The organism is Candidatus Omnitrophota bacterium, assembly GCA_030695905.1.
GTDB lineage: Bacteria > Omnitrophota > Gorgyraeia > 2-01-FULL-45-10 > 2-01-FULL-45-10 > CAZHPY01.
Window position 1 is genome coordinate 1 of the sequence record JAUYOL010000033.1, and the last position, 23,775, is coordinate 23,775.

The 23,775-nt window shown below is 45.9% G+C and carries 26 protein-coding genes and 1 tRNA gene; 1 reads left to right on the forward strand and 26 read right to left on the reverse strand.

The genetic code is table 11. From position 1 onward, the window contains the following. Window positions 1–196 (forward strand): hypothetical protein (locus tag Q8R38_04910; protein ID MDP3791361.1); only part of this gene is annotated, 196 nt, incomplete at its 5' end. A 42-nt stretch (window positions 197–238) separates the two neighbouring features. Here the strand turns inward: Q8R38_04910 and Q8R38_04915 are convergent. The 26 genes from Q8R38_04915 to Q8R38_05040 all read right to left on the reverse strand — a co-directional run bounded on the left by Q8R38_04915 (window position 239) and on the right by Q8R38_05040 (window position 23,468). After that, a complete protein-coding gene (locus Q8R38_04915) occupies window positions 239–832 on the reverse strand; it encodes a flavodoxin family protein (protein MDP3791362.1) in 594 nt (197 codons plus the stop codon). An 11-nt stretch (window positions 833–843) separates the two neighbouring features. After that, window positions 844–1,092, reverse strand: coding sequence for a hypothetical protein (locus tag Q8R38_04920; protein MDP3791363.1), 249 nt, complete (start codon window positions 1,090–1,092; stop codon window positions 844–846). Window positions 1,093–1,103: 11 nt separating this feature from the next. Further along, entirely contained in the window at window positions 1,104–1,502 is a 399-nt protein-coding gene (locus tag Q8R38_04925) for a hypothetical protein (protein ID MDP3791364.1), read from the reverse strand. 19 nt (window positions 1,503–1,521) lie between these two features. Continuing rightward, complete coding sequence (gene lpxA / locus Q8R38_04930; GenBank protein ID MDP3791365.1) at window positions 1,522–2,322, reverse strand: acyl-ACP--UDP-N-acetylglucosamine O-acyltransferase; 801 nt, start codon at window positions 2,320–2,322, stop codon at window positions 1,522–1,524. A gap of 94 nt (window positions 2,323–2,416) precedes the next feature. Next, window positions 2,417–2,884 (reverse strand): hypothetical protein, encoded by a 468-nt coding sequence (locus Q8R38_04935; GenBank protein MDP3791366.1) that lies wholly within the window; start codon window positions 2,882–2,884, stop codon window positions 2,417–2,419. A gap of 10 nt (window positions 2,885–2,894) precedes the next feature. After that, window positions 2,895–3,614, reverse strand: coding sequence for a DUF3047 domain-containing protein (locus tag Q8R38_04940; GenBank protein ID MDP3791367.1), 720 nt, complete (start codon window positions 3,612–3,614; stop codon window positions 2,895–2,897). A 114-nt stretch (window positions 3,615–3,728) separates the two neighbouring features. Then, window positions 3,729–5,318, reverse strand: a complete 1,590-nt coding sequence (locus Q8R38_04945) for an alginate export family protein (protein ID MDP3791368.1) — start codon at window positions 5,316–5,318, stop codon at window positions 3,729–3,731. 253 nt (window positions 5,319–5,571) lie between these two features. Then, a complete protein-coding gene (locus Q8R38_04950) occupies window positions 5,572–6,228 on the reverse strand; it encodes a histidinol phosphate phosphatase domain-containing protein (GenBank protein MDP3791369.1) in 657 nt (218 codons plus the stop codon). Between the two features lie 9 nt (window positions 6,229–6,237). Beyond that, window positions 6,238–6,314 (reverse strand) — tRNA-Arg (locus tag Q8R38_04955). A 42-nt stretch (window positions 6,315–6,356) separates the two neighbouring features. After that, window positions 6,357–6,878: an adenine phosphoribosyltransferase gene (locus Q8R38_04960; GenBank protein ID MDP3791370.1), complete on the reverse strand. Its 522-nt coding sequence runs from the start codon at window positions 6,876–6,878 to the stop codon at window positions 6,357–6,359. 2 nt (window positions 6,879–6,880) lie between these two features. Then, entirely contained in the window at window positions 6,881–7,729 is an 849-nt protein-coding gene (locus tag Q8R38_04965) for a sigma-70 family RNA polymerase sigma factor (GenBank protein ID MDP3791371.1), read from the reverse strand. 9 nt (window positions 7,730–7,738) lie between these two features. Beyond that, window positions 7,739–10,489 carry a pyruvate, phosphate dikinase gene (gene ppdK, locus Q8R38_04970; GenBank protein MDP3791372.1) on the reverse strand — a complete coding sequence of 917 codons (2,751 nt, stop codon included), beginning with the start codon at window positions 10,487–10,489 and terminating at the stop codon, window positions 7,739–7,741. 91 nt (window positions 10,490–10,580) lie between these two features. Further along, complete coding sequence (locus Q8R38_04975; GenBank protein MDP3791373.1) at window positions 10,581–11,873, reverse strand: glycine--tRNA ligase; 1,293 nt, start codon at window positions 11,871–11,873, stop codon at window positions 10,581–10,583. A gap of 141 nt (window positions 11,874–12,014) precedes the next feature. Then, window positions 12,015–12,668 (reverse strand): protein-L-isoaspartate(D-aspartate) O-methyltransferase, encoded by a 654-nt coding sequence (locus tag Q8R38_04980; GenBank protein MDP3791374.1) that lies wholly within the window; start codon window positions 12,666–12,668, stop codon window positions 12,015–12,017. After that, window positions 12,665–13,333, reverse strand: coding sequence for a glycosyltransferase family 2 protein (locus Q8R38_04985; GenBank protein MDP3791375.1), 669 nt, complete (start codon window positions 13,331–13,333; stop codon window positions 12,665–12,667). The genes Q8R38_04980 and Q8R38_04985 overlap by 4 nt, the downstream gene beginning before the upstream one ends. Then, complete coding sequence (locus Q8R38_04990) at window positions 13,320–14,201, reverse strand: lysophospholipid acyltransferase family protein (protein ID MDP3791376.1); 882 nt, start codon at window positions 14,199–14,201, stop codon at window positions 13,320–13,322. The genes Q8R38_04985 and Q8R38_04990 overlap by 14 nt, the downstream gene beginning before the upstream one ends. A 3-nt stretch (window positions 14,202–14,204) precedes the next feature. Further along, on the reverse strand, window positions 14,205–15,320 hold the full coding sequence (locus Q8R38_04995; GenBank protein MDP3791377.1) for a glycosyltransferase: 1,116 nt from the start codon (window positions 15,318–15,320) through the stop codon (window positions 14,205–14,207). 2 nt (window positions 15,321–15,322) lie between these two features. Next, entirely contained in the window at window positions 15,323–15,553 is a 231-nt protein-coding gene (locus Q8R38_05000) for a lipoyl domain-containing protein (protein MDP3791378.1), read from the reverse strand. Further along, window positions 15,513–16,451: a lipoyl synthase gene (gene lipA, locus Q8R38_05005; protein MDP3791379.1), complete on the reverse strand. Its 939-nt coding sequence runs from the start codon at window positions 16,449–16,451 to the stop codon at window positions 15,513–15,515. The genes Q8R38_05000 and lipA overlap by 41 nt, the downstream gene beginning before the upstream one ends. After that, a complete protein-coding gene (gene lipB, locus Q8R38_05010; GenBank protein MDP3791380.1) occupies window positions 16,381–17,046 on the reverse strand; it encodes a lipoyl(octanoyl) transferase LipB in 666 nt (221 codons plus the stop codon). The genes lipA and lipB overlap by 71 nt, the downstream gene beginning before the upstream one ends. Beyond that, complete coding sequence (lpdA, locus tag Q8R38_05015) at window positions 17,043–18,374, reverse strand: dihydrolipoyl dehydrogenase (protein MDP3791381.1); 1,332 nt, start codon at window positions 18,372–18,374, stop codon at window positions 17,043–17,045. The genes lipB and lpdA overlap by 4 nt, the downstream gene beginning before the upstream one ends. Further along, a complete protein-coding gene (gene mdh, locus Q8R38_05020; GenBank protein ID MDP3791382.1) occupies window positions 18,374–19,303 on the reverse strand; it encodes a malate dehydrogenase in 930 nt (309 codons plus the stop codon). Before mdh ends, lpdA begins: the two co-directional genes overlap by 1 nt. Continuing rightward, window positions 19,300–20,385, reverse strand: coding sequence for an isocitrate/isopropylmalate dehydrogenase family protein (locus Q8R38_05025; GenBank protein MDP3791383.1), 1,086 nt, complete (start codon window positions 20,383–20,385; stop codon window positions 19,300–19,302). The genes mdh and Q8R38_05025 overlap by 4 nt, the downstream gene beginning before the upstream one ends. Window positions 20,386–20,429: 44 nt before the next feature. After that, on the reverse strand, window positions 20,430–21,047 hold the full coding sequence (locus tag Q8R38_05030) for a 3-isopropylmalate dehydratase small subunit (protein MDP3791384.1): 618 nt from the start codon (window positions 21,045–21,047) through the stop codon (window positions 20,430–20,432). Next, window positions 21,044–22,309 (reverse strand): 3-isopropylmalate dehydratase large subunit, encoded by a 1,266-nt coding sequence (locus Q8R38_05035; protein MDP3791385.1) that lies wholly within the window; start codon window positions 22,307–22,309, stop codon window positions 21,044–21,046. Before Q8R38_05035 ends, Q8R38_05030 begins: the two co-directional genes overlap by 4 nt. Continuing rightward, on the reverse strand, window positions 22,302–23,468 hold the full coding sequence (locus tag Q8R38_05040) for a pyridoxal phosphate-dependent aminotransferase (protein ID MDP3791386.1): 1,167 nt from the start codon (window positions 23,466–23,468) through the stop codon (window positions 22,302–22,304). Before Q8R38_05040 ends, Q8R38_05035 begins: the two co-directional genes overlap by 8 nt. Window positions 23,469–23,775 lie beyond the last annotated feature (307 nt).

The following is a 23,775-nucleotide window of genomic DNA, read 5'->3' on the forward strand; positions in this document are numbered from 1 at the left end:
CTTCTATCTTTGTCTGCTACCAAAGCCATATACAACGCTGGAGCAGCTTAATGAGGATTTACAAAAATTCATGGTTGAATATAACTTTAAGAGGCGCCATACGGGGTACAAACTTAAAGCTGGAGGCTTTGAGTTCCCGGGACACGCGTTCTTTGACATACGCGAGAAGTCTAACATTATCGAGATAAAATACTAAACTTTACGAAACTACAGGAGGTTCGTTACGCAAGAGGTGTCTCTATTCTAATCTACCTCGACTGGGAAATTGGACAATGGATGCGCCGAGTTCGTAGGATTTTAGGAGTGCGTCTTTCCTTTTGGGGGAGCTTTCTGTCATTTTGTCTATCCCACCAACAAAAAGTTCTTTTGAATATACTATTCCGATAGTTGCAAATAGCGCTTTTAGAACGCTTTTCGCGTTCTTTAAATATTCTTTCTTATCCTCACCTGCCACGCATATGAAGGCGCCATTCCTGCCGGTCTTTGAAGGTATATTGCCGCCTTCCTTGCGTCGGGCCATCCAAAGACTGTTGCACCTGTCTATCATCATTTTAAGTTGGGCCGTTATCGTACTAAAATATATGGGCGAGGCTATTATTATGTGATCGGCATCCTTGATCTTCTGGTATACCATCTTCATGTCATCATTATGCACACACACGCCGGTATCTTTACACCCCCAGCATTCCTGGCATGGTTTAAAAGAAAGGTCATTTAATATTATTTTATCGGTTTGCGCGCCGGCTGCCCTGGCGCCATCTAAAGCTTCGTCTAATAGAAGGTTGGTAAATCCTTTTTTCTTTGGGCTGCCGCTTATTCCGAGGACATGCATTTTAGAGGACACTACTTTCCTTTTGTCTTCAACCCTATGTTCTTGGCTATATCCCTAAACTCTTTCTCGCTTAATTCTTCCAGGCTCTTATGCCGCTTTCCAAGATGCTCATTAAATTTTATCGCCTTTTCCTGCATCATCTCATGCGTTTCTTTGGACCCTCCAAAGAGAGTAAAGTTCTTACCTTTAGTTACTCTGACATGGCCGTCCTTGCAATCTAAGCCCATGCCAAGCAATATCTTTTTATATATCCTACTCACATCACCCCTCTTTATATCCTGTAGACGCTGTCACCCTGCCTGACACGCGATTTTACTAAAAGTCCTATCTCCTGCCCTTTCATGCCTTCCTGAATTTTAGCATGATCGAGCTGTATGCTCTTTACCGCCTCTTTAAAATCCGTAGTGTGCCCCTTTATATATACATTATCACCGACCTTAAGGCCGTCTTTGAGCAACATCACCGCCGCCGCCTTAACATGGGGAAAATAGTGCGTAACCTCTCCGATCTTTTCCAGTGAAAGCTCCGGAGCCTGCTTCTTTACCTTTATTACCTTCTTTGCCTTTGCCTTGCTGACTTTTCTCTTCGCTGCCTTCTTTACTTTGGGTTTTCTGGCATTAGCCGACTTACTTTTAGCTTTAACAGCTTTTCTTGCCTTCTTCTTAGCCATAATTTACCTCCCATAATTTTCATTCAAAATATTCGCTATCGCTGTATTTGTATTTACAGATGCCTCTCTTAGACCCGCGTATAAAATCCATAAAATAGTCGAGCTCTTTTGAGGGTCCGAGTTTTTTTATTTCGTCTATTGCCTGAGTGGTATTAAGATTTGATTTACAAAGCAATTTGAATGCTTCCATTATCTTGTGAATCGTATCACGTCCAAACTTTGCCCGGCGCAGCCCAATAAGATTAACGCCTCTGACCACCGATGGGCCTCTTACAAGCAAATATGGAGGCACGTCCATATTTATGCCGGAAAATCCGCCGACTATTACATAATTGCCTATGCGGCAGAATTGATGGACCACCACGTTGCCGGAAATAAATGAACTGTCGCCAACTTCGACGTGGCCGGCAAGAAGCGCGCCATTGGCAAGTATCACGTTGTTGCCTACATGGCAGTCATGGCCTACATGAGAAACGGCCATAAGATAGCAATTGTCCCCTATTGTTGTGCATTCGCCTTCTTTTGTGGCGCGATGTATTGTGGCATACTCTCTTATTACTGTATGCTTGCCTATCTTCGTCTGCGTCTTTTTATTTACATCGAACGTAAGATCCTGCGGCAGATGCCCAACCACGGCGCCCATATGAACCTGGGAGCCATCGGCTATGGTCGTACCGCTGCAGATGTGAGCATGCGGCCATATCTTCACGTTTTGATCTATAAAAACATCATCCTCTATAATCGCATAAGGGCCTATCTCTACGCCTTCGGCAATTTTAGCCGATTTACTTATTACGGCAAGCTCACTTATCTTGGTCATTTAGCCTTCCTTTCTGCTTCGCCCTTCAAATAGTAATAGCCGGTAGGGCTACGCAGCAACTTGCTGTAAGGTGCTACGAAGCCATACCCGAATTTTATTTATGGGATGGCGAAGTAGACTTCCTGTGGATGCTGTCCAGTAATTTATTTATCGCATCAGCCACAGGTTTTACATCATCGCTCTTCCTTAAATGTATCCTGTGGGCAAAATCGTGATTTTGTGTAATCTTATGCAGCTCCTTCTCTATTCTCTGTAATGGGCCGGCAAACCTGTGCGAAAGAACTGTGCCCCACCATATTAGAAGAAGAAATAGCGGCGGCAACCCAATCGCAAGCATAGCGTTTATCTTCTTCACTACAGGAAATAGATTATACGCTATGGACTCCGGAATACCAAGCTGTTCTGCGACAAGTGTAAATATAAGGTAATATAGACACCCTATAGCGAATAATAACGGCACCGCCATGGAGATGATCAAAAGAAGCAGATATTTCAACTGCACACGCTTATTGGTGAGTATACTTTTTCTGCGAAACAATATCTTTAGAGGGTTTAGCGGCATGAAAGCCTCCTTACTCTTTATACCCCAGGTTTATCTCATCATACATAGCATCGGCGCTTGTGCCGGTATGCTCTGTATTTGTCATAAACGCCACGGCGCCTATATCAAGCTCCGGCTTGGTCCCGAACGCTTTACTATAATCGGCAATTATGTCGCGATCTTCCTGAAGCCATTTCTTATCTTTGTTTGGGCCCGTCTGCGCGACAATTAATTTAATATTCTTTGAATAAGGACTGGTTCCAATAGTCTCTTCGGAAAGTGTTTCGGCCCAAACATACTCCAGGACTTTCGAATTTGTAAAAAATAACGCGGGGAATATCACATAGACACGAGCCGCGAAATCGTCCTCATTTTCTGTCTCAAGGCTCTCCTTGTTCTTCTTCTCGGGAAACTTATCAACGTTCCATTTCCAACTTATAACAGGGTTTTTCCCCTTAGCATCAAGCTTGAGCTTGTAATACAGAGCTGACGCCGTGCCATTACTGGTGGCTCTCACATACGACAACGGCTGATTCTGCTCTACCTTATATACAACCTTGCCCCTGAATATCTTCTCTTCCCACTCCTTGAGCGCGGCTTCCTGGGTAAACGGAAATGATTTCACTATTTCGGCTTTTTGCTTAGGCTTAAAGTAGCTTTTCAATACCACATTGTAGGCTATAAACGCAAGAACAACTGCAATTATGGGTATTATAAATATATATATTATTGAGGTTTTTTTTCGTGTCATAAAATCATTAATATTATATTTTGTAACACGGAACAAGTCAATGATAAAACAAAAACACCGGGCCGGTGTATACCACACCGGCCCGGTGAAAAACTACTCTTTGCAAAGTAATACTTAGAAGCTTACCTTTACTGTTGCAACTACATCTGTTGCCGTTGCGTCGGCACTTGTCACGTTAGTTCTTTCGTCCCTAACTTTGTAGACTTCGCCAGGCACGAAGAAACCGGCGACGAGATTGAAGCTCACGTCTTCCGTATAGTCCCAAGTCGCTCCCAGGTCAAGTTCTGTTCCGACATATCCGCCCGACTTCGCCATGCTGGCGCGATATGCATACTGGTTCCAGAACATGTTCAGGTTACCAGTCAGCTTTAAGCTATCCATCGGCTGTAAAGAGCCGCTGAATATCATCTGATACTGGTTCTGGAATGAATTATCGGCGCTGTTATAATAATTCGTCCCATCAAAAGGATACGTTGATGAGAAGTAGTATCTGCCGATAAATTCACGGATCAATGAGTCGGTCTTACCTCTGAACATCGGATCCCAACCGTGATACTGGCCGCTACCGGGACCCATTCCCATCTCTTCCGCCTCATGACCTGAATACCAAATAAACTCTGCGCCGAGTTTCGGCTTCCACGCCCACTTATCAGTGAAATATCTGCATTCGCCACCGATATCGAGAGCGCCCGCAACTCTGCTTCTGTTATTGGCCTGTAGCGAGTTTCTCGTGTAACTACCAAACTGACCGGCAAATTCAGCATACAAAGTAACGATGTCTATAGGATCAAAGCTGCCTCTTAAACCAAGCGTATTAACATCGTTGCTTCCGTTTGGATCAACCCAATTAAACGGCTGAACCTGCTTGTCTCTTTTGTAGAACCAATAACCTTCGGCTTCTCCCTTGTAAGCATCGAACTTATAACCAACGTTCGCGCCCCAAAGGTCAAGACCGTCATCGGCTCTGATGTCGTTCTGCCATATTCTTGAATAGACCGCTGTTAAAGTCCACGGATCAAAATCAAGAACGGCTTTAATCGAATCAAACGCGTTCTGTGCGCTATATTCCGGAGCGCTTATAGGCTGAGGATAACCCGCTACGCCGTAGAAATTAGCATTTCTTACCCTCTGGTTCGCGCCAACTATGAAACCTTTACCGAACCATAGATTCTGACGACCAACTGTCACTGTCAGCGGTGAATATAGGAAGTTCTTCAAGGTAACATACGCCAACTCTAAATCAACCGCAAACTCGTTAGGATCATCGGCATAACCGGTTCCGCCGTATGTGCCGGCGTTTTGATGACCATAACCGCCCGAACCTATGGTGCTAATCGGCGTAGTGGCCTGAGTCATACCATGATTTTTAGCAGCGTTCCAATCTCTCTGGTTCAATAGCCTGATGCAAGTGGATACGTTATCTGTAAGATCCGCATCTATCTGCAATTCGGTAGTTGACATGAACCACTGAGTGTTTGACCTGTCAGTGCCTTCACGAGTATTGGCGCCGCCAGCAGTACCGTTAGCCTGAATATTTTCGTTCGGCGAACTATTGAGTGCCTGACTTCCGTAAAGATTATCTCTCCAGAAACCGCGAATAGCTAAATCTCCGCTTACTTTCACGTTCTGGGTCTCGGCATAGGCGCCGGTCGCAGCAAGAATCGCGACTAAAGCTACTACGCTCAAAACTTTTAAAAACTTCATTGCTCCTCCTTCGTATGAACTATTTATTTATGTTTGAAACTCTATATTTGATCACGCGAGATCTTTTCTCGCCGTATATATTATAACCTGCTTTTTAATCTACGCTATCCACGTTTTGACGGCCTTGGGCTTTTTTATTTCATCCCCCCTTCTTCGCCAAGATTTAAGTCGTCTATGGATGCATAGGCGTACTGATACTGATAAAAGTATATCATACAACTAACTTTTGTCAAGGGAATTTGACTTTTTATTCCTAACGTGCTGATTTTATGCGGGTTACGATATCTTGTGAGGTGGAAAATATTGACTTTATTTCGCTTGAATCAAGACCAAGTGAGGTTAGGAATTTTTGGGCGTCTTCATCTGAGATAAGATTGTCTGGAGAATGAGAGTCTGTGTTTAACACCAATTTTGCCTTGTTTAGCTTGGCAAGCGCATACACATGGCCGTTTGTGGATAAATGGCTCTTGCGCGTCGTTATCTCGAGCGCCACTCCCCTCTTCGCGGCAAGCATAACATCTTCTTCGGTGATGTTACCCGGATGCGATACTATGTCGCAGCCCGCTTCTATCGCGCATCTATTCGTTCCGGGAATGACCGGCTCCATCACGGTCTCTCCATGAACCACAATAACTTTCGCGCCATTTTTTCTGGCGAACTTTACGAGCTGCGGGATCTCTTTTAGAGGTGCGTGTGTTATTTCGACACCGGGTATCACGAATATGTCCCAGTCTTTATTTAAGACTTTTGAGACTTTCACAATTCGCGGCAGGACAAAATCTATATTGGATGAGTCCACATGATCCGTAAGCGCTATAGCGGTGTAACCTTTAACAAGCGCTCGCCTCACGAGCTCACTCGGCAAGAGTTCCCCATCAGATAAAAGTGTATGAGTGTGCAGATCTATCATATTTTGTTGTGGCGCCCCTGGCCCGAGTCGAACGGGCGACACCAGGTTTAGGAAACCTGTGCTCTATCCATCTGAGCTACAGGGGCTTTTACTTCAATAGTATGTCGCCGTTTGGGCGGATTATCGCTTTAGCAATATTCGTCTTTTATTAAAGACGTGACCTCGTAGCCCTTGAGTTTCTCGCGGCCTTTTAGCGGAATCAGTTCTATTACAAACGCTATGCCTGCAACAATACCACCGGAATTTTCGATCAACTCCGTGACCGCCTTGACAGTTCCACCTGTGGCCAATAAATCATCAACCACCAAAACACGGTCACCTCTTTTTATCGCGTCCTGGTGCATCTCTAAAGTATCTGTGCCATACTCAAGATCGTAAGTGACGGCCTTTGTCTTGTACGGAAGTTTTCCTTTTTTTCTGACAGGTACGAGGCCTACTCCTAATTTATACGCGACAGCCGCGCCAAAGAAAAAACCCCGAGCCTCAACGCTTACCACGGTGTCTATCTTCTTATCTATGTATTGAGCGACTATTTTGTCCACAGCTTCTTTGAACGCCCTGGCCTCTTTTAATAGAGTAGTTATGTCCTTGAATATTATCCCTTTTTTCGGAAAGTCGGGTATATCCCGTATCGATTTTTTTAAGTCTATCATCATGACACCTTGACCTTCTCCCTGCGAAACATCTGCGGCCCCTCTTTTTCCTGCTGCTGCATCATCTCGCGTATCTTCTTCATCGCGGCGCCTTCTATCTGCCTGACTCTTTCCCGCGTAATACCAAAATGCTTCGCGGTGTCCCTCAATGTATGCGGAACACCGTCTTTCAGGCCGAACCTTAAAGAAAGGATCTTTCTCTCGCGCTTGGACATCTTACCCAGTAACCCCTTTATCCTCTCGCTCATCAGAAAATTAGATAGGCCATCCACAGCAGAAACAATATTTTCATCCTCTATCAGGTTCATGAACTCCGTGGTCCCCTCTTCGCCTATGGGAGCATTGAGACTTGAAGTGCCTGTAGTCATCTTGCTTAAGAGCTTTACTCTTTTTATCGGTAGCCTCATGCGCTTGGCTACTTCGCTTAAACGAGGCTTGCGTTTTAAAGAGTTGGAGAGGAGTTCGGTGACCTTTCTAAACCGCGACATCATCTCGGTAATATAGACAGGTATACGCACGGTCTTGCCCTGATTTGCTATGGAGCGCGAGATATACTGGCGTATCCACCACGCGGCGTAGGTAGAGAACCTGTAACCTCTCTTGTGATTGAATTTTTCAACTGCCTTCATCAGGCCCAGATTCCCCTCTTCTATCAGGTCAAGCATAGAAACGCCGAGGCCTGAATAGCGTTTGGCGATATTTATGACAAGCCTAAGATTTGACTGTATCATCTTGGCCCGCGCCAGCTTATCGCCCTTCTTTATCCTTTTGGCTAAAGACACCTCTTCCTCGGGAGTAAGAAGCGGAAGATTCTTTATATCTTTTAGATATAATCGAATTGGGTCCATACAGTCCCCTTATTTTTTCTTTTCCTCAATAGCTGCCTGTGCCGCGGCTAATCGCGCTATCGGCACTCTGAATGGCGAACAGCTAACATAGTTCATCTTTACCCTATGACAGAATTTGACGCTGTCCGGGTCTCCACCGTGTTCTCCGCATATGCCGACCTTTAGGTCTTTTCTCGTCTTTCGGCCGCGCTCTATTCCTATCTTAATGAGCTCGCCAATTCCGTCCTGGTCTATCGTCTGGAATGGGTCCGCCGGAAGGATCTTAGAATTTAGATAATCGGGTAAAAAACTTCCGATATCGTCGCGGCTGAACCCGAAACCCATCTGGGTTAAGTCGTTTGTGCCGAATGAGAAGAATTCCGCCGTCTCGGCCATCAAGCCTGCCTGCAATGCCGCGCGAGGGATCTCTATCATCGTACCATACATAAAGTGCATCTTCTTCAATCCGAACTTCGCCAACACTTCTTTGTAAACTTTATCGACGATTGCCTTCTGGTTATCAAGTTCACTTTTTGAAATGGTGACAGGTATCATTATTTCCGGATCGGCCTTTTTGCCCGCTTTAATAAGTTCCGCGGCCGCTTCGAGAATGGCCCGCACCTGCATCTCTGTTATTTCAGGATACGTAACACCTAAACGCACTCCGCGATGACCTAACATCGGGTTATTCTCTTTAAGGCTCTCCGCGCGCTTATGTAACTCGCCCATATCAACACCGAGCTCTTTTGCGAGCGCCTCAAGCTTATCCTCGCTGTGCGGGACAAACTCATGCAGCGGCGGATCCAGCAACCTTATGGTAACAGGGTAGCCTTTCATCTCTTCGAGCGTTGCCTTAATATCATTCTTAACGAACGGAAATAGTTCGTCTAAAGCTTTGCGCCTTTCGGCCAAATTCTTCGACATTATCATCTTGCGCAGTAAGAATAGTGGCTTGTCGCTTCCTTCCCCGTAGAACATATGCTCTGTTCGGAATAACCCTATGCCCTCGGCTCCGAACTTTAGAGCCTGCGCCGCGTCCTTAGGCGTGTCGGCATTAGTGCGGACTTTAAGTACGCGCACTTTGTCGACAAGCTTCATCAGTTCCATGTAAAATTTGTTGTGTTCGATATTAATATCGACCAGCGGCAATTTACCCTGATATACAGTGCCTTTTGTACCGTTTAAGCTTATCCACTCACCTTCTTTTATCGTTGTGCCTTTCTTAGTGCTGAAAGACTTATCGTCGTCCGCTATTTCCATATCGCTGCAGCCGACTATGCAGCATTTGCCCCAGCCTCGCGCGACCAATGCGGCGTGAGAAGTCATACCGCCCTTGCTCGTAAGAATAGCTTGTGCCTTGTGCATCCCGTCGACGTCTTCAGGCGAAGTCTCTTCGCGGACCAATATTACTTTTTCACCTCTGGCCGCCCACTCTACAGCGTCCTTCGACGTAAATACGGCTCTGCCTATGGCGCCTCCCGGGCCTGCCGGAAGTCCTTTCGCTATCGGGCTTGTGCTCAATTCCGCCTTAGGGTCTATCATGGGCAGGAGTAGCTCAACGAGCTGGCTAGGAGCAACTCTCATGGTTGCCGTAGTGGCATCGATAAGCTTTTCATTATACATGTCCATTGCCATGCGCACAGCCGAAACGCCGTTACGCTTTCCTACACGGCACTGCAGCATAAAGAGCTTGCCTTTTTCTATCGTGAATTCTATATCCTGCATGTCATGATAATGCTTCTCTAATCTTGCCTTTATCTCATCAAGCTCTTTATATATCGCGGGCATGAATTTGTGAAGCGTGGTAAGAGACCTAGACTGGTCATTTTTAGAATAATCGTTTATAGGCGCGGGTGTGCGTATACCGGCAACGACGTCCTCGCCCTGCGCGTTAACTAAGTATTCGCCGTAGAACTGATTCTCTCCGTTCCCAGGATTGCGGCTGAATGCAACGCCGGTGGCGCAGTCATCGCCCATATTGCCGAAGACCATTGCCTGGACGTTAACAGCCGTGCCCCATTCATCCGGGATCTTTTCAATGCGGCGATATTCTATGGCGCGCCTTCCATTCCAGCTTGCGAATACAGCTCCGACGCTTCCCCATACCTGCTCATCAGCATTGTCCGGGAAAGGTTTTCCGAGGACATCTTTAACCGTTTTTTTGAATTCAGCGACAAGCGTTTTTAGATCCTGCGCTGTCAGATCGGTATCGGACTTGTACCCTTTGGAATGTTTCACCGCTTCTAATTTTTCGTCGAGAACTTTACGAATACCTTTACCGCCTTTGGGCTCGATGCCAGCTGCCTTCTCCATGACAACGTCAGAATACATCATTATCAGGCGGCGGTACGCGTCATACGCGAATCTCTCATTACCCGTCTGTTCGATAAGCCCTACTATCGTCTTCTCGGTGAGTCCGGCATTCAATATAGTCTCCATCATGCCGGGCATCGACTTTCGCGCTCCGCTTCTTATTGAAACCAGAAGAGGATCTTTAACATCGCCGAATTTTTTGCCCATGATCTTTTCGATCTGGCCCATCGCCTTCGCGACCTGATCTTTGAGCTCTTTCGGATAAGTCTTGCCATTCTTGTAATAATAGGTGCATACTTCCGTCGTTATCGTAAACCCGGGAGGTACCGGTAATTTTAACTTAGGATGACCCGCCATCTCCGCCAAATTGGCGCCCTTACCCCCGAGAAGATTCTTCATCGATTCATTTCCGTCAGCCTTCCCACCGCCGAAGAAATAAACATATTTCTTTGATTTACTGCTACCCATTTCTACTGCCACTCCCTTCTATTTTTCCCGCCTGCACCGAATTAAATATTATTTACGGCGGGATTCCGCCGCAAATAATCTAATGAACTGCTCAGGCGGAAAACTTCTCCACCAAATATTCCTTAACCTTCGCAGCCTCAACTCTATCCTGCGCCATGGTGTCTCTGTCGCGGACTGTCACTTTGCGGTCACTTAAACTATCAACATCTACCGTAACACAATAAGGCGTTCCTATTTCATCCTGCCGCCTGTATAGCCTTCCGATAGATGCCGTGTCATCATACACGGCCCTAAACTCTTTTTTTAAATCGTTCGTTATATTCTTCGCAAGCTCCACTATCTCGGGCCTGTTCCTTAAAAGGGGCAGTACTGCCGCCTTTATAGGGGCAAGCTTCTTGTGAAGCGCCAGGCTAACTCTCTTTTCGTCTTTTACCTTCTCCTCTTTGTACGAGTCTACCAGAAACGCGAGGATGGACCTGTCAATTCCGCCGGAAGGCTCAATAACATAGGGTACAAACCTTTCCTTCGTTTCATCGTCAAAATATTCCAGGCTTTGGCCGCTCAACTTCATGTGCTGCTTCAAGTCAAAATCGGTCCTGTTGGCGATGCCTTCAAGTTCCGACCATCCGAATGGAAACTGATATTCGATATCGGTGCAAGCCTTCGCGTAGTGAGCAAGCTCATCTTTCTGGTGCGCTCTCTTGTTAAGATTCTCTTTTTTAATCCCGTACTTTATATACCAATTAAATCTCTCCTCGACCCACTTGTGATACCATTCTTCATCAGTACCGGGTTTTACAAAAAACTCTATCTCCATCTGCTCAAATTCTCTCGAACGGAATGTAAAATTCCCCGTGGTAACTTCATTGCGGAAAGACTTCCCTATTTGAGCTATGCCGAACGGAACTTTTTTACGCATAGAGTTTACTACATTTATAAAATTGACGAAAATGCCCTGGGCCGTTTCGGGCCTCATGTATATCAGGCTTCCCTCATCTTCCACAGGCCCGTAGTGAGTCTTGAGCATCAGATTGAATTGACGCGCTTCTGTAATATCGCCGCCGCACTCGGGGCACTTTTTATTCTTACCGATGTGTTCTATCTTAAAACGTTTTTTGCAGGATTTGCAATCGACTAAAGTATCTTCAAAGTTTGAAACGTGACCGGAGGCCATCCATACGGAAGGGTGCATTAAAATAGAGGCATCAAGACCCTCGATATCATCGCGCTCGAAGATATTGGAGCGCCACCAGGCCTCTTTGAGATTTCTTTTAAGCTCGATACCCAGCGGGCCATAGTCCCATGTACTGGCCAGTCCACCGTATATCTCGCTCGATTGAAATATAAAGCCTCGCCTCTTGCAAAGCGAGACTATTTTATCCATTAAATTCTGTTCTTGCTGCATGATATATCTAAGATTTCCTTTTGTGTTGGGTATCCTAACACACCCTGCCGCCAAAATCAAGCAAAACCTTATTTCTGCGAAGCCATACCCTATTCTTGCTGGCTAAATGGCGAAGCAGAATTATTCACTCCAGCCTTCCCTGCCGATAAGCGGCACGAACGCACAGCCGCATATTTCACTGGTGCGCACATTCTTTCCTATCTTTTCGACCAGTGTAAGCATCTGGCCAAGCCCTCCGGAACCTACGGGTATTACCATCCTGCCGCCATCCTTAAGCTGTTTTACAAGGCTATCCGGGATTCGCGGCGCGCCCGCGGTAACTATTATACCGTCATATGGAGCGTTCTCTTCCCATCCCAACGTACCATCCCCAACCATTATCTTTACATTTTTGTATTCTAATCTACCGAGAATCTTCGACGCGTTATCGGCGAGAGCTTTAAACCGCTCGACAGAATAAACCTCTTTCGCGATCTGCGCCAGTATGGCGGTCTGGTAACCCGACCCCGTGCCTATCTCCAGAACCTTTTCGCCGCCTTTTAGGCCAAGTCTTTCTGTCATCAAGGCGACCATATAAGGTTGCGATATCGTCTGGTTGTCACCTATAGGCAATGGATAATCATTATAGGCGTTTTGGACCATATCCTTGCCTACAAATTCATGCCTGGGCACCTTTCTAAAAACTTCCAGGACTTTCCTATCCGCTATGCCTCGGGGGATCAGCTGTTCATCTACCATAGCATCTCTCATTGCGTCAAAATCGAGCCTGATCATCTTCCTGCCATAGTCTTTATAAGCAGAGTGATAAACCTTACGGTGTCCACTACAGGGTTAATCTTGCTCTGTTCGTTTTCATACACAGTCTCTACAGGAACCGACTCTATCTTAAAACCTTTTCTTGCGGCCTTAAAGAGCAACTCTGATTCTATCTCATAATTTGAGGATTCTAACTTCAGGCCTTCAAGCACTCTTCTTTTTATCAGCTTAAAACCGCATTGCGTATCCGGTATATCGTGGCCACACATCTTCGATATGAGAAAAGACATAAAGATATTGGTAAGACGGCGGGTTATCGGCATGGAAGAGACGTTGAACATCCTATTGCCTATTACAATGTCGGCGCCCGTTTCGTCCATCTTTCTAAAAAAATTATCCACATCACTGGTCTTATGTTGCCCGTCCCCGTCCATAACAAGGACCGCGCTAAAACCTTCTTTTAAAGCATGCCGAAATCCGTCTATGAGGGAGGCGCCTTTGCCCTTATTCTTGTCGTGTTTGAGCACTGTAGCACCTTCCCTCGCGGCAATGGCGGCTGTCTCATCAATGGATCCGTCGTCGATAACACACACCGAAAGATTCTTTGCCTTAAGGTCTTTTATTATACCGCCTATCGTCTTAGCCTCGTTATATGAAGGTATGAGGACGCTAATTTTTTCCATGTGTTTTTCCCCAGAATTCTCTGAATACATACCACTGATGCGGATACCGTCTTATGGCGTTCTCGAGGGACGGCAAATAAGACTTCATAAGCTTTTCCACCGCGGCATCTTCATCGCCGCCGGATTCGGGATATATCGGTTTTTCAAAAACCATCTTAAATGTATCGTCATTCTCCCTCACCATATAGGTCGGCACTATAACCGCTCCTGTCCTCAAGCCTAACACAGACGGCCCTTTAGGCATAAGAACCGGCCTTCCGAAAAACTCCGTCACCAAACCTGTACTTGAAAAATTTCTGTCGCCCATCAAAGCCAGTAACTCATTATTTTTTAGGGCCTTATAGCATGTGCGCAGGCTCGCTCCTATCTCTATAGATTTAAAATTTCCCATTCCACGCTGATTTATAAAAAATTCATTGACCTTTTCATTTTTGTGCGTTAACACAACGGCATTAATCGAATAGCCGAGCTTGCCCAACACATAGCCGCCCAGCTCCCAGTTCCCAAGATGTGCGGAAAGCAGTATCACGCCCTTGCACTGCTTGAGCGCTTCTTCCAGATTGGAAAGATCCGCCAGTTTAACATTCTTATTTATATAGCCCGGATCGATCAAAGAAAATCTTAAAAAATCTACAAGATATTTGGCGAAATTCCTGAATACCTCTTTTACTATCTTCTGCAATTCCTTGTCCGTATCACCCGAAGGCCTATTAAGTATAATTTTTAGGTTTTCGGTAACCGCGCGCCTTTCCTTATCGTACATGCTGTAATAAATATCGGCAAGGATACGGGCAACGCTGTAAGAGAATTTCAGAGGAAGGGCAAGCACAAAAATACGGCCTATTCTGTATAAAAGATTATGGGCCATTCCTTAAACAATCTCCATCATTAACTTTGCTATCCTTACCGCACTATCCGGCTTGGACAACTCTTTCGCCCTGTCACTCATCAATCGCAGCTTTATCCTGTTATACAATAATTCCTCAAGCAACACGGCGACATCCGCAGGCTCCTGGGCTTTAACTGCCACGCCTTCTGACAGCAAGAACTTTGTGTTCATAGCTTCCTGGCCCGGCAGAGGATTAACTATAAGCATAGGTAACCCCTTGGCCAACGCCTCTGCGGTAGTAATACCGCCCGGTTTAGTAACTATGATATCGGAAGCCTCCATAAGCTCGTCTATATTATCCGCGAAAGGCAGCACTATTATTTTTTTGTGAAAATGTTCAACGCGCCTTGAAAGCCATCTGTATAATTTCTTGTTCGTGCCGCAAGCTATAATGATATTCAGCTTCAGGTGAGATTTATCGAGCAGCAGGACCAAATCTTTTAACGGCCCTAACCCCTGAGTGCCCCCCATAATCAGGATAGTCGATGCGTTCTTATCCAAAGAAAGTTTCTTAAGTATATCGTCTTTTACAAGCGGCGCAAGGAATTTGGCATCCAGGGGTATTCCGTAATCCATTATCTTAGACGGCTCTATACCGTTATCTATGAGCTTCTTCCCTGTTTCCAGCGAAGGCACTATGTATCTGTCAACGCTGTCAAATATCCAGTAAGAGTGCGGGGCATAATCGGTCAATACGCCAACAAGCGGCGTATTCACACCAAATGTCTTTTTGTAATCCGCGATCAGGCCGCATGGAAACGCCTGCGTACAGATTACTCCATCGGGTTTAAATTCATCCAACAACGTCTTTAGCTTTCCGGTATTGGCCTTATGTATCTTATCACGCAGCCTATGCACCTGCCTTAAGACCTTCGGATTATCATAAAGATAATCCCATATCTCCGGTTTTCTCTTCACGACGCTCATGTAAGCGCCGTTTATAACCTTCTCCATTATGGGGTTGGTATAGTTGAATAGGTTTATATTTAAGGTCTCCATGTCCGCAGAGATAGCGTGAAGAGCGCGCTCTATCGCTATGCTGGCACAATGGTGGCCGGAATCTTCCGATATGTATAAAAGCAGTATCTTCTTTCCCATTTTTACTCTATGGTTGCTATAACTTGCCCTACATTTGCGCTATCACCTTCATTTACCAGAACCTCTTTTATCTTTCCTGTAGCCGGTGACGGCATATTGAATGTGGCCTTATCTGTAACCAACTCCACAAGGTCCTCACCCGTCTTCACATCATCTCCGGGTGCCTTAAACCAGAAAGATATGCTTGCCTTGTCAACGCCTTGCGCTAACGGCGGCAGAGTAACATTTGTCATGTGACACCTCCTTAAAATTTTCTTCAGCCATATATGAGCTCCTTACAAAGGGCCCTGCGCTCATATTTTTAAACCCCATATCCTTGCCGTGTTTTATAAATCTTTGAAACTCTTCAGGTGTCACAAACCTGGCCGCGGGATAATGATTTTGCGAAGGCCTCAAGTACTGGCCTATAGTCAGAATATCGCAGTCCGCATTGCGAAGATCTCTCATCGCCTCGACGACCTCTTCTTCTTTTTCTCCCAGGCCCACAAGAATGGCGGACTTCGTAAGCGTCCCCGGACTGATCTCTTTAATAGATTTCAATATACCGAGCGACCTTGAATAACCCGCGCCATTACGGACAGCCGGATAGAGTCTGCGTATCGTTTCGATATTATGGCCTATTATGTCAGCGCCGGATAATGCGACGGTCTTTACAGAGTCTGCGTTACCGGCAAAATCGGGAATGAGCAACTCTATCACCACATTGCGCAGTCCGTGCTTTATGCATTCTACCACTTTTACAAATTGGCCCGCGCCCCCGTCCGCCAGATCGTCCCTCGTTACGGATGTTATGATAACATACTTTAGGCCAAGACGACTGACGCAATCTCTGATGCGCGCGGGCTCTTGGCAATCTACCGGACTTGTATTGCCCTTATCAACAGAGCAAAACGCGCAAGTTCTGGTGCACACGCTTCCAAGTATCATGAATGTTACAAACTTTCTCGAAAAACATTCATTAAGATTAGGGCACCTGCTCGACTCGCATACCGTATCTACAGAAAGATCCGATAGCGCTTTTTTTGTATTAAAGAACTCCTCGTTAACTACTATTCTTTTCTTAAGCCACTGCGGAGTAAAGTTCATATCCTGTCCGCGCCTCGTCAATGCCGAATACTTTACCGAATTCATCCAATAAAATTCTCTTTGCGGAACTTAAAGGCACTTCCTGCCTCAAGAGCTCTTTAAGCGAAGTTATTTTCAGGCCCTTGATGCCGCAGGGATTTATCATTGAAAAAAAAGCCGTATCATTATTTATGTTTATACTAAGGCCATGACAAGTAACCCAGTCCTTAGCGGATATGCCTATAGACGCTATCTTTTTATCGCTAACCCATACGCCGGTTGCGCCATCGATCCTTATGCCTTTGACACCGTATTTTTGAAGAAAATTTATCGCTACCTCTTCCATATCCCTAAGGTACCTATGCAGATCCTTAATCCTTTTTCTTAAGTCTATTATAGGATAAACAACCAGCTGGCCCGGAGAATGAAATGTTATATCTCCTCCCCTGTCGACATCGATTACTTTGATACCCTTTGCGGCCAGTTCATCTTCTTTAGCCAAAAGATTTTTTCTCGATCCGGATCTTCCTATGGTAAATACAGATGGATGCTCAACAACCATAACTGAATCGGATATTTCTCCCAGCCGCAGCTTACTTACAAGCTCGCGCTGCATCTTTAACGCTTCGGTATAATCTATTATGCCTAAGTCTAATATCATACGCTGTGTATCGGAGTCCCGCAGAATATATGCGCCGCCTCCTGAAATATCTCGGATAATGTCGGATGGCCGTGTATCACATGGCTTACGTCTTTTATATTTATCTTCCTGGCTTTCGCGAGGACAGCCTCGGCTATCAGATCGCACGCCTCTTCGCCGAATATTTCAACTCCAAGAATATCTCCTTTTGGATCCCCGATAATCTTTATAAAACCTTCGGGCTTGCCCATGATATAAGCCTTGCCAGATGCAAGATACGGGAATTTCGCTATCTTTACATCTGTATATCTTGCCTTCGCCTCTTCCTCGGTCAGCCCTACACTGGCTATCTCTGGGTCCGTCCATATACAATTCGGTACGCAGGAATAGTCCGCCTGTCTTGCCTCTCCGACTATATTATCTACCGCGAGAATGCCGTCATACGATGCTTTATGGGCCAACTGCGGGCCGGGCACACAATCCCCTATGGCGTATATATTCTTTACACTGGTGCGCAAGTTTTCATCCACCGCTATCCTGCCGTTTTTGATCTCTATGCCCATCTCCTCAAGGCCCAGGCCCTCTATATTCGCTTTACGCCCTACCGCGATAAGAACCTTCTTGGCGCCGGGGCTGGAAGCGGGGTCAAATTTCGTGGATGTCCGGACAACGACTCCTCTTTTCTTAAAAAGAGTCTCCATCTTTCTCGAGGCCTCTTTTGACTGCGTGGGCAGGATCCTGTCTAAAAGTTCCACTATGGTAACGTTGGATCCGAGCGTATTGAACAGGCTCGCAAATTCGCATCCTATAGCGCCCCCACCGACTATCGTGATATTCTTTGGGATCTCCTTAAGATTTAAAATACCATCGCTAGAACATGTATCAACCTCATCTATAGTTATACCGGGAATGCTGCCTGGCCTGGAACCCGATGCTACTATAATAGACTTGGCGGCAATATCCTCACCATTAACGGTCACGGCACCGGAAGACTTTATTTTTGCCAAGCCTTTTATAAGCTCTATCTTATTGGCCCTGAACAAAGTTTCAATGCCGGTTCTTAATCGCGTAACGATGGTTTCTTTACGCGATATAACCACTGGGAAGTTTATTCTGAAATTATCTACTTCTATACCGAATTCTTTTGATTCTTTGACTTTGGAAAGTATCGATGCGGACTGAAGCAGCGCCTTTGTGGGAATACAGCCCCTATTTAAGCAGGTACCGCCGGAAAGATCTTTTTCAATAACACATACATTTAATTTTTTGCGGGAAGCGTAAAGGGCCGCAACGTAACCACCCGGCCCTGAACCTATAATTACGAGGTCATAATTTTTCGCGGGGTTCATTATAAGATATTATTGAGGCTCTTAATAGCCTGTGCCGACTTCAAGAAACAGTTCTTCTCTTCCTCTGACAGGTCCAGCTCTATGACTTTTTCCACTCCGCCCCTGCCCAGCTTGCAAGGGACCCCAACGCATATATCGCGCAGAGAATATTCGCCTTCAAGATAAGCTGACGCGGCAATAGTCTGTTTCGAGTCATTCAATATAGCGTTTATCATCTTAAATACAGCCGCACTGGGCGAATAATAAGCGCTGCCGGAACCAAGAAGCGATACGATCTCAGCGCCCCTGTCGCATGTCCTCTTTACTATCGCATCAAGCTTATCCTTAGCCATCAAAGACCCGACCGGCTTGCCGCCAACCCTGGTATTTGAAATAAGCGGCACCATCGTATCGCCATGACTTCCAAGCATATATGTTTCAATAGAACTTCTCGGAACCTTTAACTCGTTAGCTAAAAGATATATAAAGCGCGAGCCATCAAGAACGCCGGCCATGCCCATTACTCTTTGCTTAGCAAAGCCTGTAAGTTTTAAGGTAAGGTATGTCATTGTGTCGAGCGGGTTTGTCACAACTATCACTATCGAATCAGGGGCGTGTTTTTTAATATTAGCGGTAACATCTTTTATTATACCCGCGTTTTTAGCCACCAGGTCATCACGCGTCATTCCGGGCTTTCTCGGGAGGCCCGCGGTAATGACCACTATGTCCGAGCCGGCTATCTGGCTGTAATCATCAGTTCCTATAATATTGTTTTCGTGGCCTACTATCGGTGAAGCGTCGAGGAGGTCAAAAGCTTTGCCCTGCGCCACATTCTTGAGAATATCAAGCAGGACCACATCGGCAACGCCGCTTTCCAATATCCTCTGCGCCAATGTCGCGCCAACAGCGCCTGCGCCTATAACGGCTATCTTGCGGTTCTTATTCGTCATTTTATCTTCTTTATAATGGCGTCGGCCATCTGGCTTGTGCCTACGGCAGTAGGGTCGTTTTTGTCTTTTTTAAGATCGTATGTAACGGCTTTACCCTCTTCAATTACTGAAGCAACCGCTTTCTCTAATTTTTTCGCCGCGGCTTCTTCGCCGATATACTTTAACATCAAAACCGCCGATAATATTATAGCCGCAGGATTGGCCTTGTTCATGCCCTTGTATTTTGGAGCGCTTCCGTGGGTCGGTTCGAAAACAGCGACCCCGTCACCTATATTAGCGCCCGGAGCAACTCCAAGGCCGCCGATAAGGCCTGCCGCAAGGTCAGAAATTATATCGCCATAAAGATTGGACAGCACGAGGACATCATAATCTTCCGGCTTTTGGACAAGCTGCATGCACATATTGTCTACTATCCTGTCATCGAAGGCAACCTTGCCCTCATAAGACTTCGCGACTTCGCGGGCAACTTCCAGAAATAATCCGTCTGTATACTTCATTATGTTTGCCTTATGAACGGCTGTAACTTTTTTTCTGTTATTATTGACGGCGTATTCAAAAGCGAATTTTACTATTCGCTTCGTGCCCTCTATAGAAATCGGTTTTATGCTTATAGCGGAACCGGGCCTTATTTTTTTGCCGCTCATCTTTTCCAGCGTTTTAATAAGGTCGTTTGTGCCGCTTTGGCCCTCTTCAAATTCTATTCCCGCGTAAAGGTCTTCGGTATTTTCCCTGACTATCACAATGTCTATATCTTCATATCTTGACCGCACACCCTTATATGTCCTGCAGGGCCTCAAGCAAGCATATAGATCCAGCGACTTTCTCAATTCCACATTAACGCTTCTGAACCCTTTGCCTATAGGCGTGGTAATGGGCCCTTTTATCGCTACTTTATTCTTCTTAATAGATTCAAGTGTTGGTACGGGCAGCGGCGTATTGTATTTTTCGATGCAGCCTTCACCCGCTTCCATGATTTCCCAATTTATATCAAGCCCGAGCGCGTCAACGCATCTTCTCGCGGCTTGAGCCAGTTCCGGCCCTATCCCATCTCCCGGTATCAGCGTAATATTATGCTTGCTCATCGAAATTTTCCCTCGTATACTTGTAGAAAATTCCACGCCCATAGCTATGTGATAGTCGGCGTGAACCTAAAACCTCCGTACTTCTTAAAGTGCTCTATTACTCCGCCATCATCCAATAACTTCTTCATGACCTTCGGCACGGGTTTAATATCGAACGACAACCCCTTGCTTACATCCTTTAGCCTGCCTTTGTCTATATCAAGCTCCAGCGTATCGCCGTCATCTATAAAGCCTGTATCACATTCTACGAGCAACAGTCCTATATTAAAAGCATTCCTGTAAAATATCCTGGCAAAACTCTTCGCCGCAACCGCGTAGAAACCTGCCGTCTTCAACGACTGAGGCGCCTGTTCACGCGATGAGCCGCATCCGAAATTCTCTCCAGCCACAAGGATGTCGCCTTTCCTGACACGCGAGGCAAATTCGGGATCGATATCCTCAAATATATGCTTTGAAAGCTCTTTTGGGTCCTGGATCCTGAATTTATAGCGGCCGGAGATAACATAATCCGTATTTATATTATCCTGCGCCTTTAACCTTCGCGCGAGATGCTGGCTCAAAACCGGTTCTTTTATCTCTTCGATGACGGCCGCCTTCTTTTTCCTGAGCCCTACGACCCCGTGACCCCTTACCCTGCTTTTTGCGATTTTTCTTCTCTTCATGCCAATCTCTTTCTGTATTCTCTGGGATCCGCGATCTTGCCTTTAATCGCTGACGCGGCAACAGTGGCAGGGCTCGCCAGATAGATAAATGAATTAGGATTGCCCATCCTGCCTTTGAAGTTTCTGTTCGCGGTTGAAATAGCTACTTCGCCATCGGCCAAAACACCGTTATGAGTACCGACACACGGCCCGCAACCCGGGCCCACGACTATCGCGCCGGATTCTATAAATACGTCTACCAGCCCCTTCTTCGATGCTTCCAGGAATATCTCTCTGGATGCAGGCGCGATTATAAATTTAACCTCCGGGTGCACCTTATTTCTCTTTAAGATCTTTGCGGCAATCTCCAGGTCTTCGAACCTGCCATTTGTACATGTGCCTAAATAAGCCTGGTCTATCTTTGTATCAAATAATTCATCGACATCCGATACATTATCTACGGCGTGAGGCTTGGCGACCTGAGGTGAAAGCTTCGATACGTCATACTCTTTTACCGCGACATATCTGGCATTAATGTCCGCCTGCACAGGTTTTGGCGGCCTTTTCGAACGTCCCTCCATCCACTTCAACACCTTACTGTCAGCCTCCATGAGGCCTACCTTAGCGCCTATCTCCACCGCCATATTCGAAATAGTGAGTCTTGCGTCAACGCTCATATTAGATATAACCTCACCATAAAACTCGACAGATTTATAAGTCGCGCCGTTTGATCCGATATCCTTGACGATATGCAATATCACATCTTTGGAATAGACACCTGGGGGCAGTTTGCCTTTTACTGCCACCCTTATCGTCTCCGGTATCTTAAACCAGTTCTTACCGCTTGCTAAAGTTATAGCTATATCCGTGGAACCCACGCCCGTGGAAAATACATTTATCGCGCCATATGTACAGGTGTGCGAATCCGCGCCCAGTACAAGATCGCCGCATGTCACATGGCCATATTGTGGAATTATCTGGTGGCATACTCCGCATCCGATATCGTATAGTCCAAGATCGAAAGTCTTGGCAAATTCCCTCATCTTTTTGTGGATCTCGGATACGCCCACATTAGGGCTTGGCGCGCTATGGTCTATTACCATTGCAAACCTATTCTTATCAAAAGCCTTTTTTACGCCAAGCCTCTTAAAACTGTCTATGATGATAGAGCTTGTGCCGTCCTGCCCGAAACAGAAATCAACGTCACAGATAGCGATATCCCCGGCTCTCACATCCTTACCGCAATGATTCGATAATATCTTTTCAGCTATAGTTTTACCCATTTTTATTCAGCCACTCCTCAATTCTATCCAAGCCCTTTTTTATCACTTCTTTGCCCGTAGCAAAACTTAGCCTTATGAATGAGTCAGCCCCAAATGGCTCACCGGGAATGACCGCTACTTTTGCCTCATCAAGCAATCTGGTCGCCACATTGGCAGAACCTGATTTTAATTTTGAGATATCACAGAATACGTAGAAAGCCCCTTCCGGCTTGGTGCAGGATATATTCTTCATTTTATTCAGGCGCGAAACCATTATATCGCGTCTATCCTGATACTCGGCCCTCATGTCATCGATAAACTTCTGGTCTCCTGTCAGCGCCGCAAGTGTCGCTTTCTGGCTTATCGAGGCGGGGTTCGATGTCGCATGGCTCTGGATATTGGCTATCGCCTTCATAATTTCCAGAGGGCCGGCAGCATAACCTATGCGCCAACCTGTCATAGAATAACTTTTCGAGACTCCATTCACAGTTATAGTAAGATCATATATATCTTTTCCCAGCGAGGCTATCGAGGTATATTTTTTATTGTCGTAAACCAGTTTTTCGTATATCTCATCGCTTATCACGAAGAATTTGTGCTTTACCGCGAGCTTGGCTATCGCATCAAGTTCATCCTTTTCATACAATGAACCGGTCGGATTTGAGGGGCTATTCAGTATAAAACATTTCGTCTTTGGGGTAATCTTTAAAGCCAGATCTTTTTCCGTAACTTTGAAATTATTCTTGGCACTCGTTGGAACAAATACGCTCTTGGCTTGGGACATATTGACCATGGCTGGATAGCTTAACCAATATGGAGACGGGATTATCACTTCGTCGCCTTCTTCGCAAAGCGCCTGGAATATATTGTTTAGCGAGTGCTTGGCGCCATTTGAAACTACTATCTGCGCGGGCGAATAGTCTAAGCCGTTGTCCTTCTTGAACTTCTTCGATATGGCTTCCCGCAGCTCAATCATCCCGCTTGAAGGCGTATACTTGGTAAAGCCTTCATTTATAGCCTTTATCGCGGCCTGTTTTATAAAGTCGGGGGTATCAAAATCAGGCTCTCCAGCGGCAAAATTTACCACGTCAATGCCCTCTTTGGCCATCTTCTTGGCCTTAGAAGTTATCTCTAAGGTGACCGATTCGCCTATATCCGCTACCCTTTTCGCAAGCTTCATCCCGCACCTTCTTCTATCAGCCCGCGCCCTTAAGAAGGTGCGGGATTCATTCATTTCCCCCATTGGTGATATCAGCATACATATTATAATATATTCCGTCGAAAACTCAAGGGGAAAAATAGGATAAATTGGATAAATTTTCTCCACCCACAAAAGCCCCCGAGGGATGGGGTACCTCGCGGGAACGCTTACTTTTCCCCTGCGAGGAAAAGTAAGCTCGGACTCATTGCTCGCTCTCCCGCCAAATAGTGTAGAATAGCCCTATATGTTATGCGGTAGCCTTGTTTTTAAAGGTATTTGGCGGGAA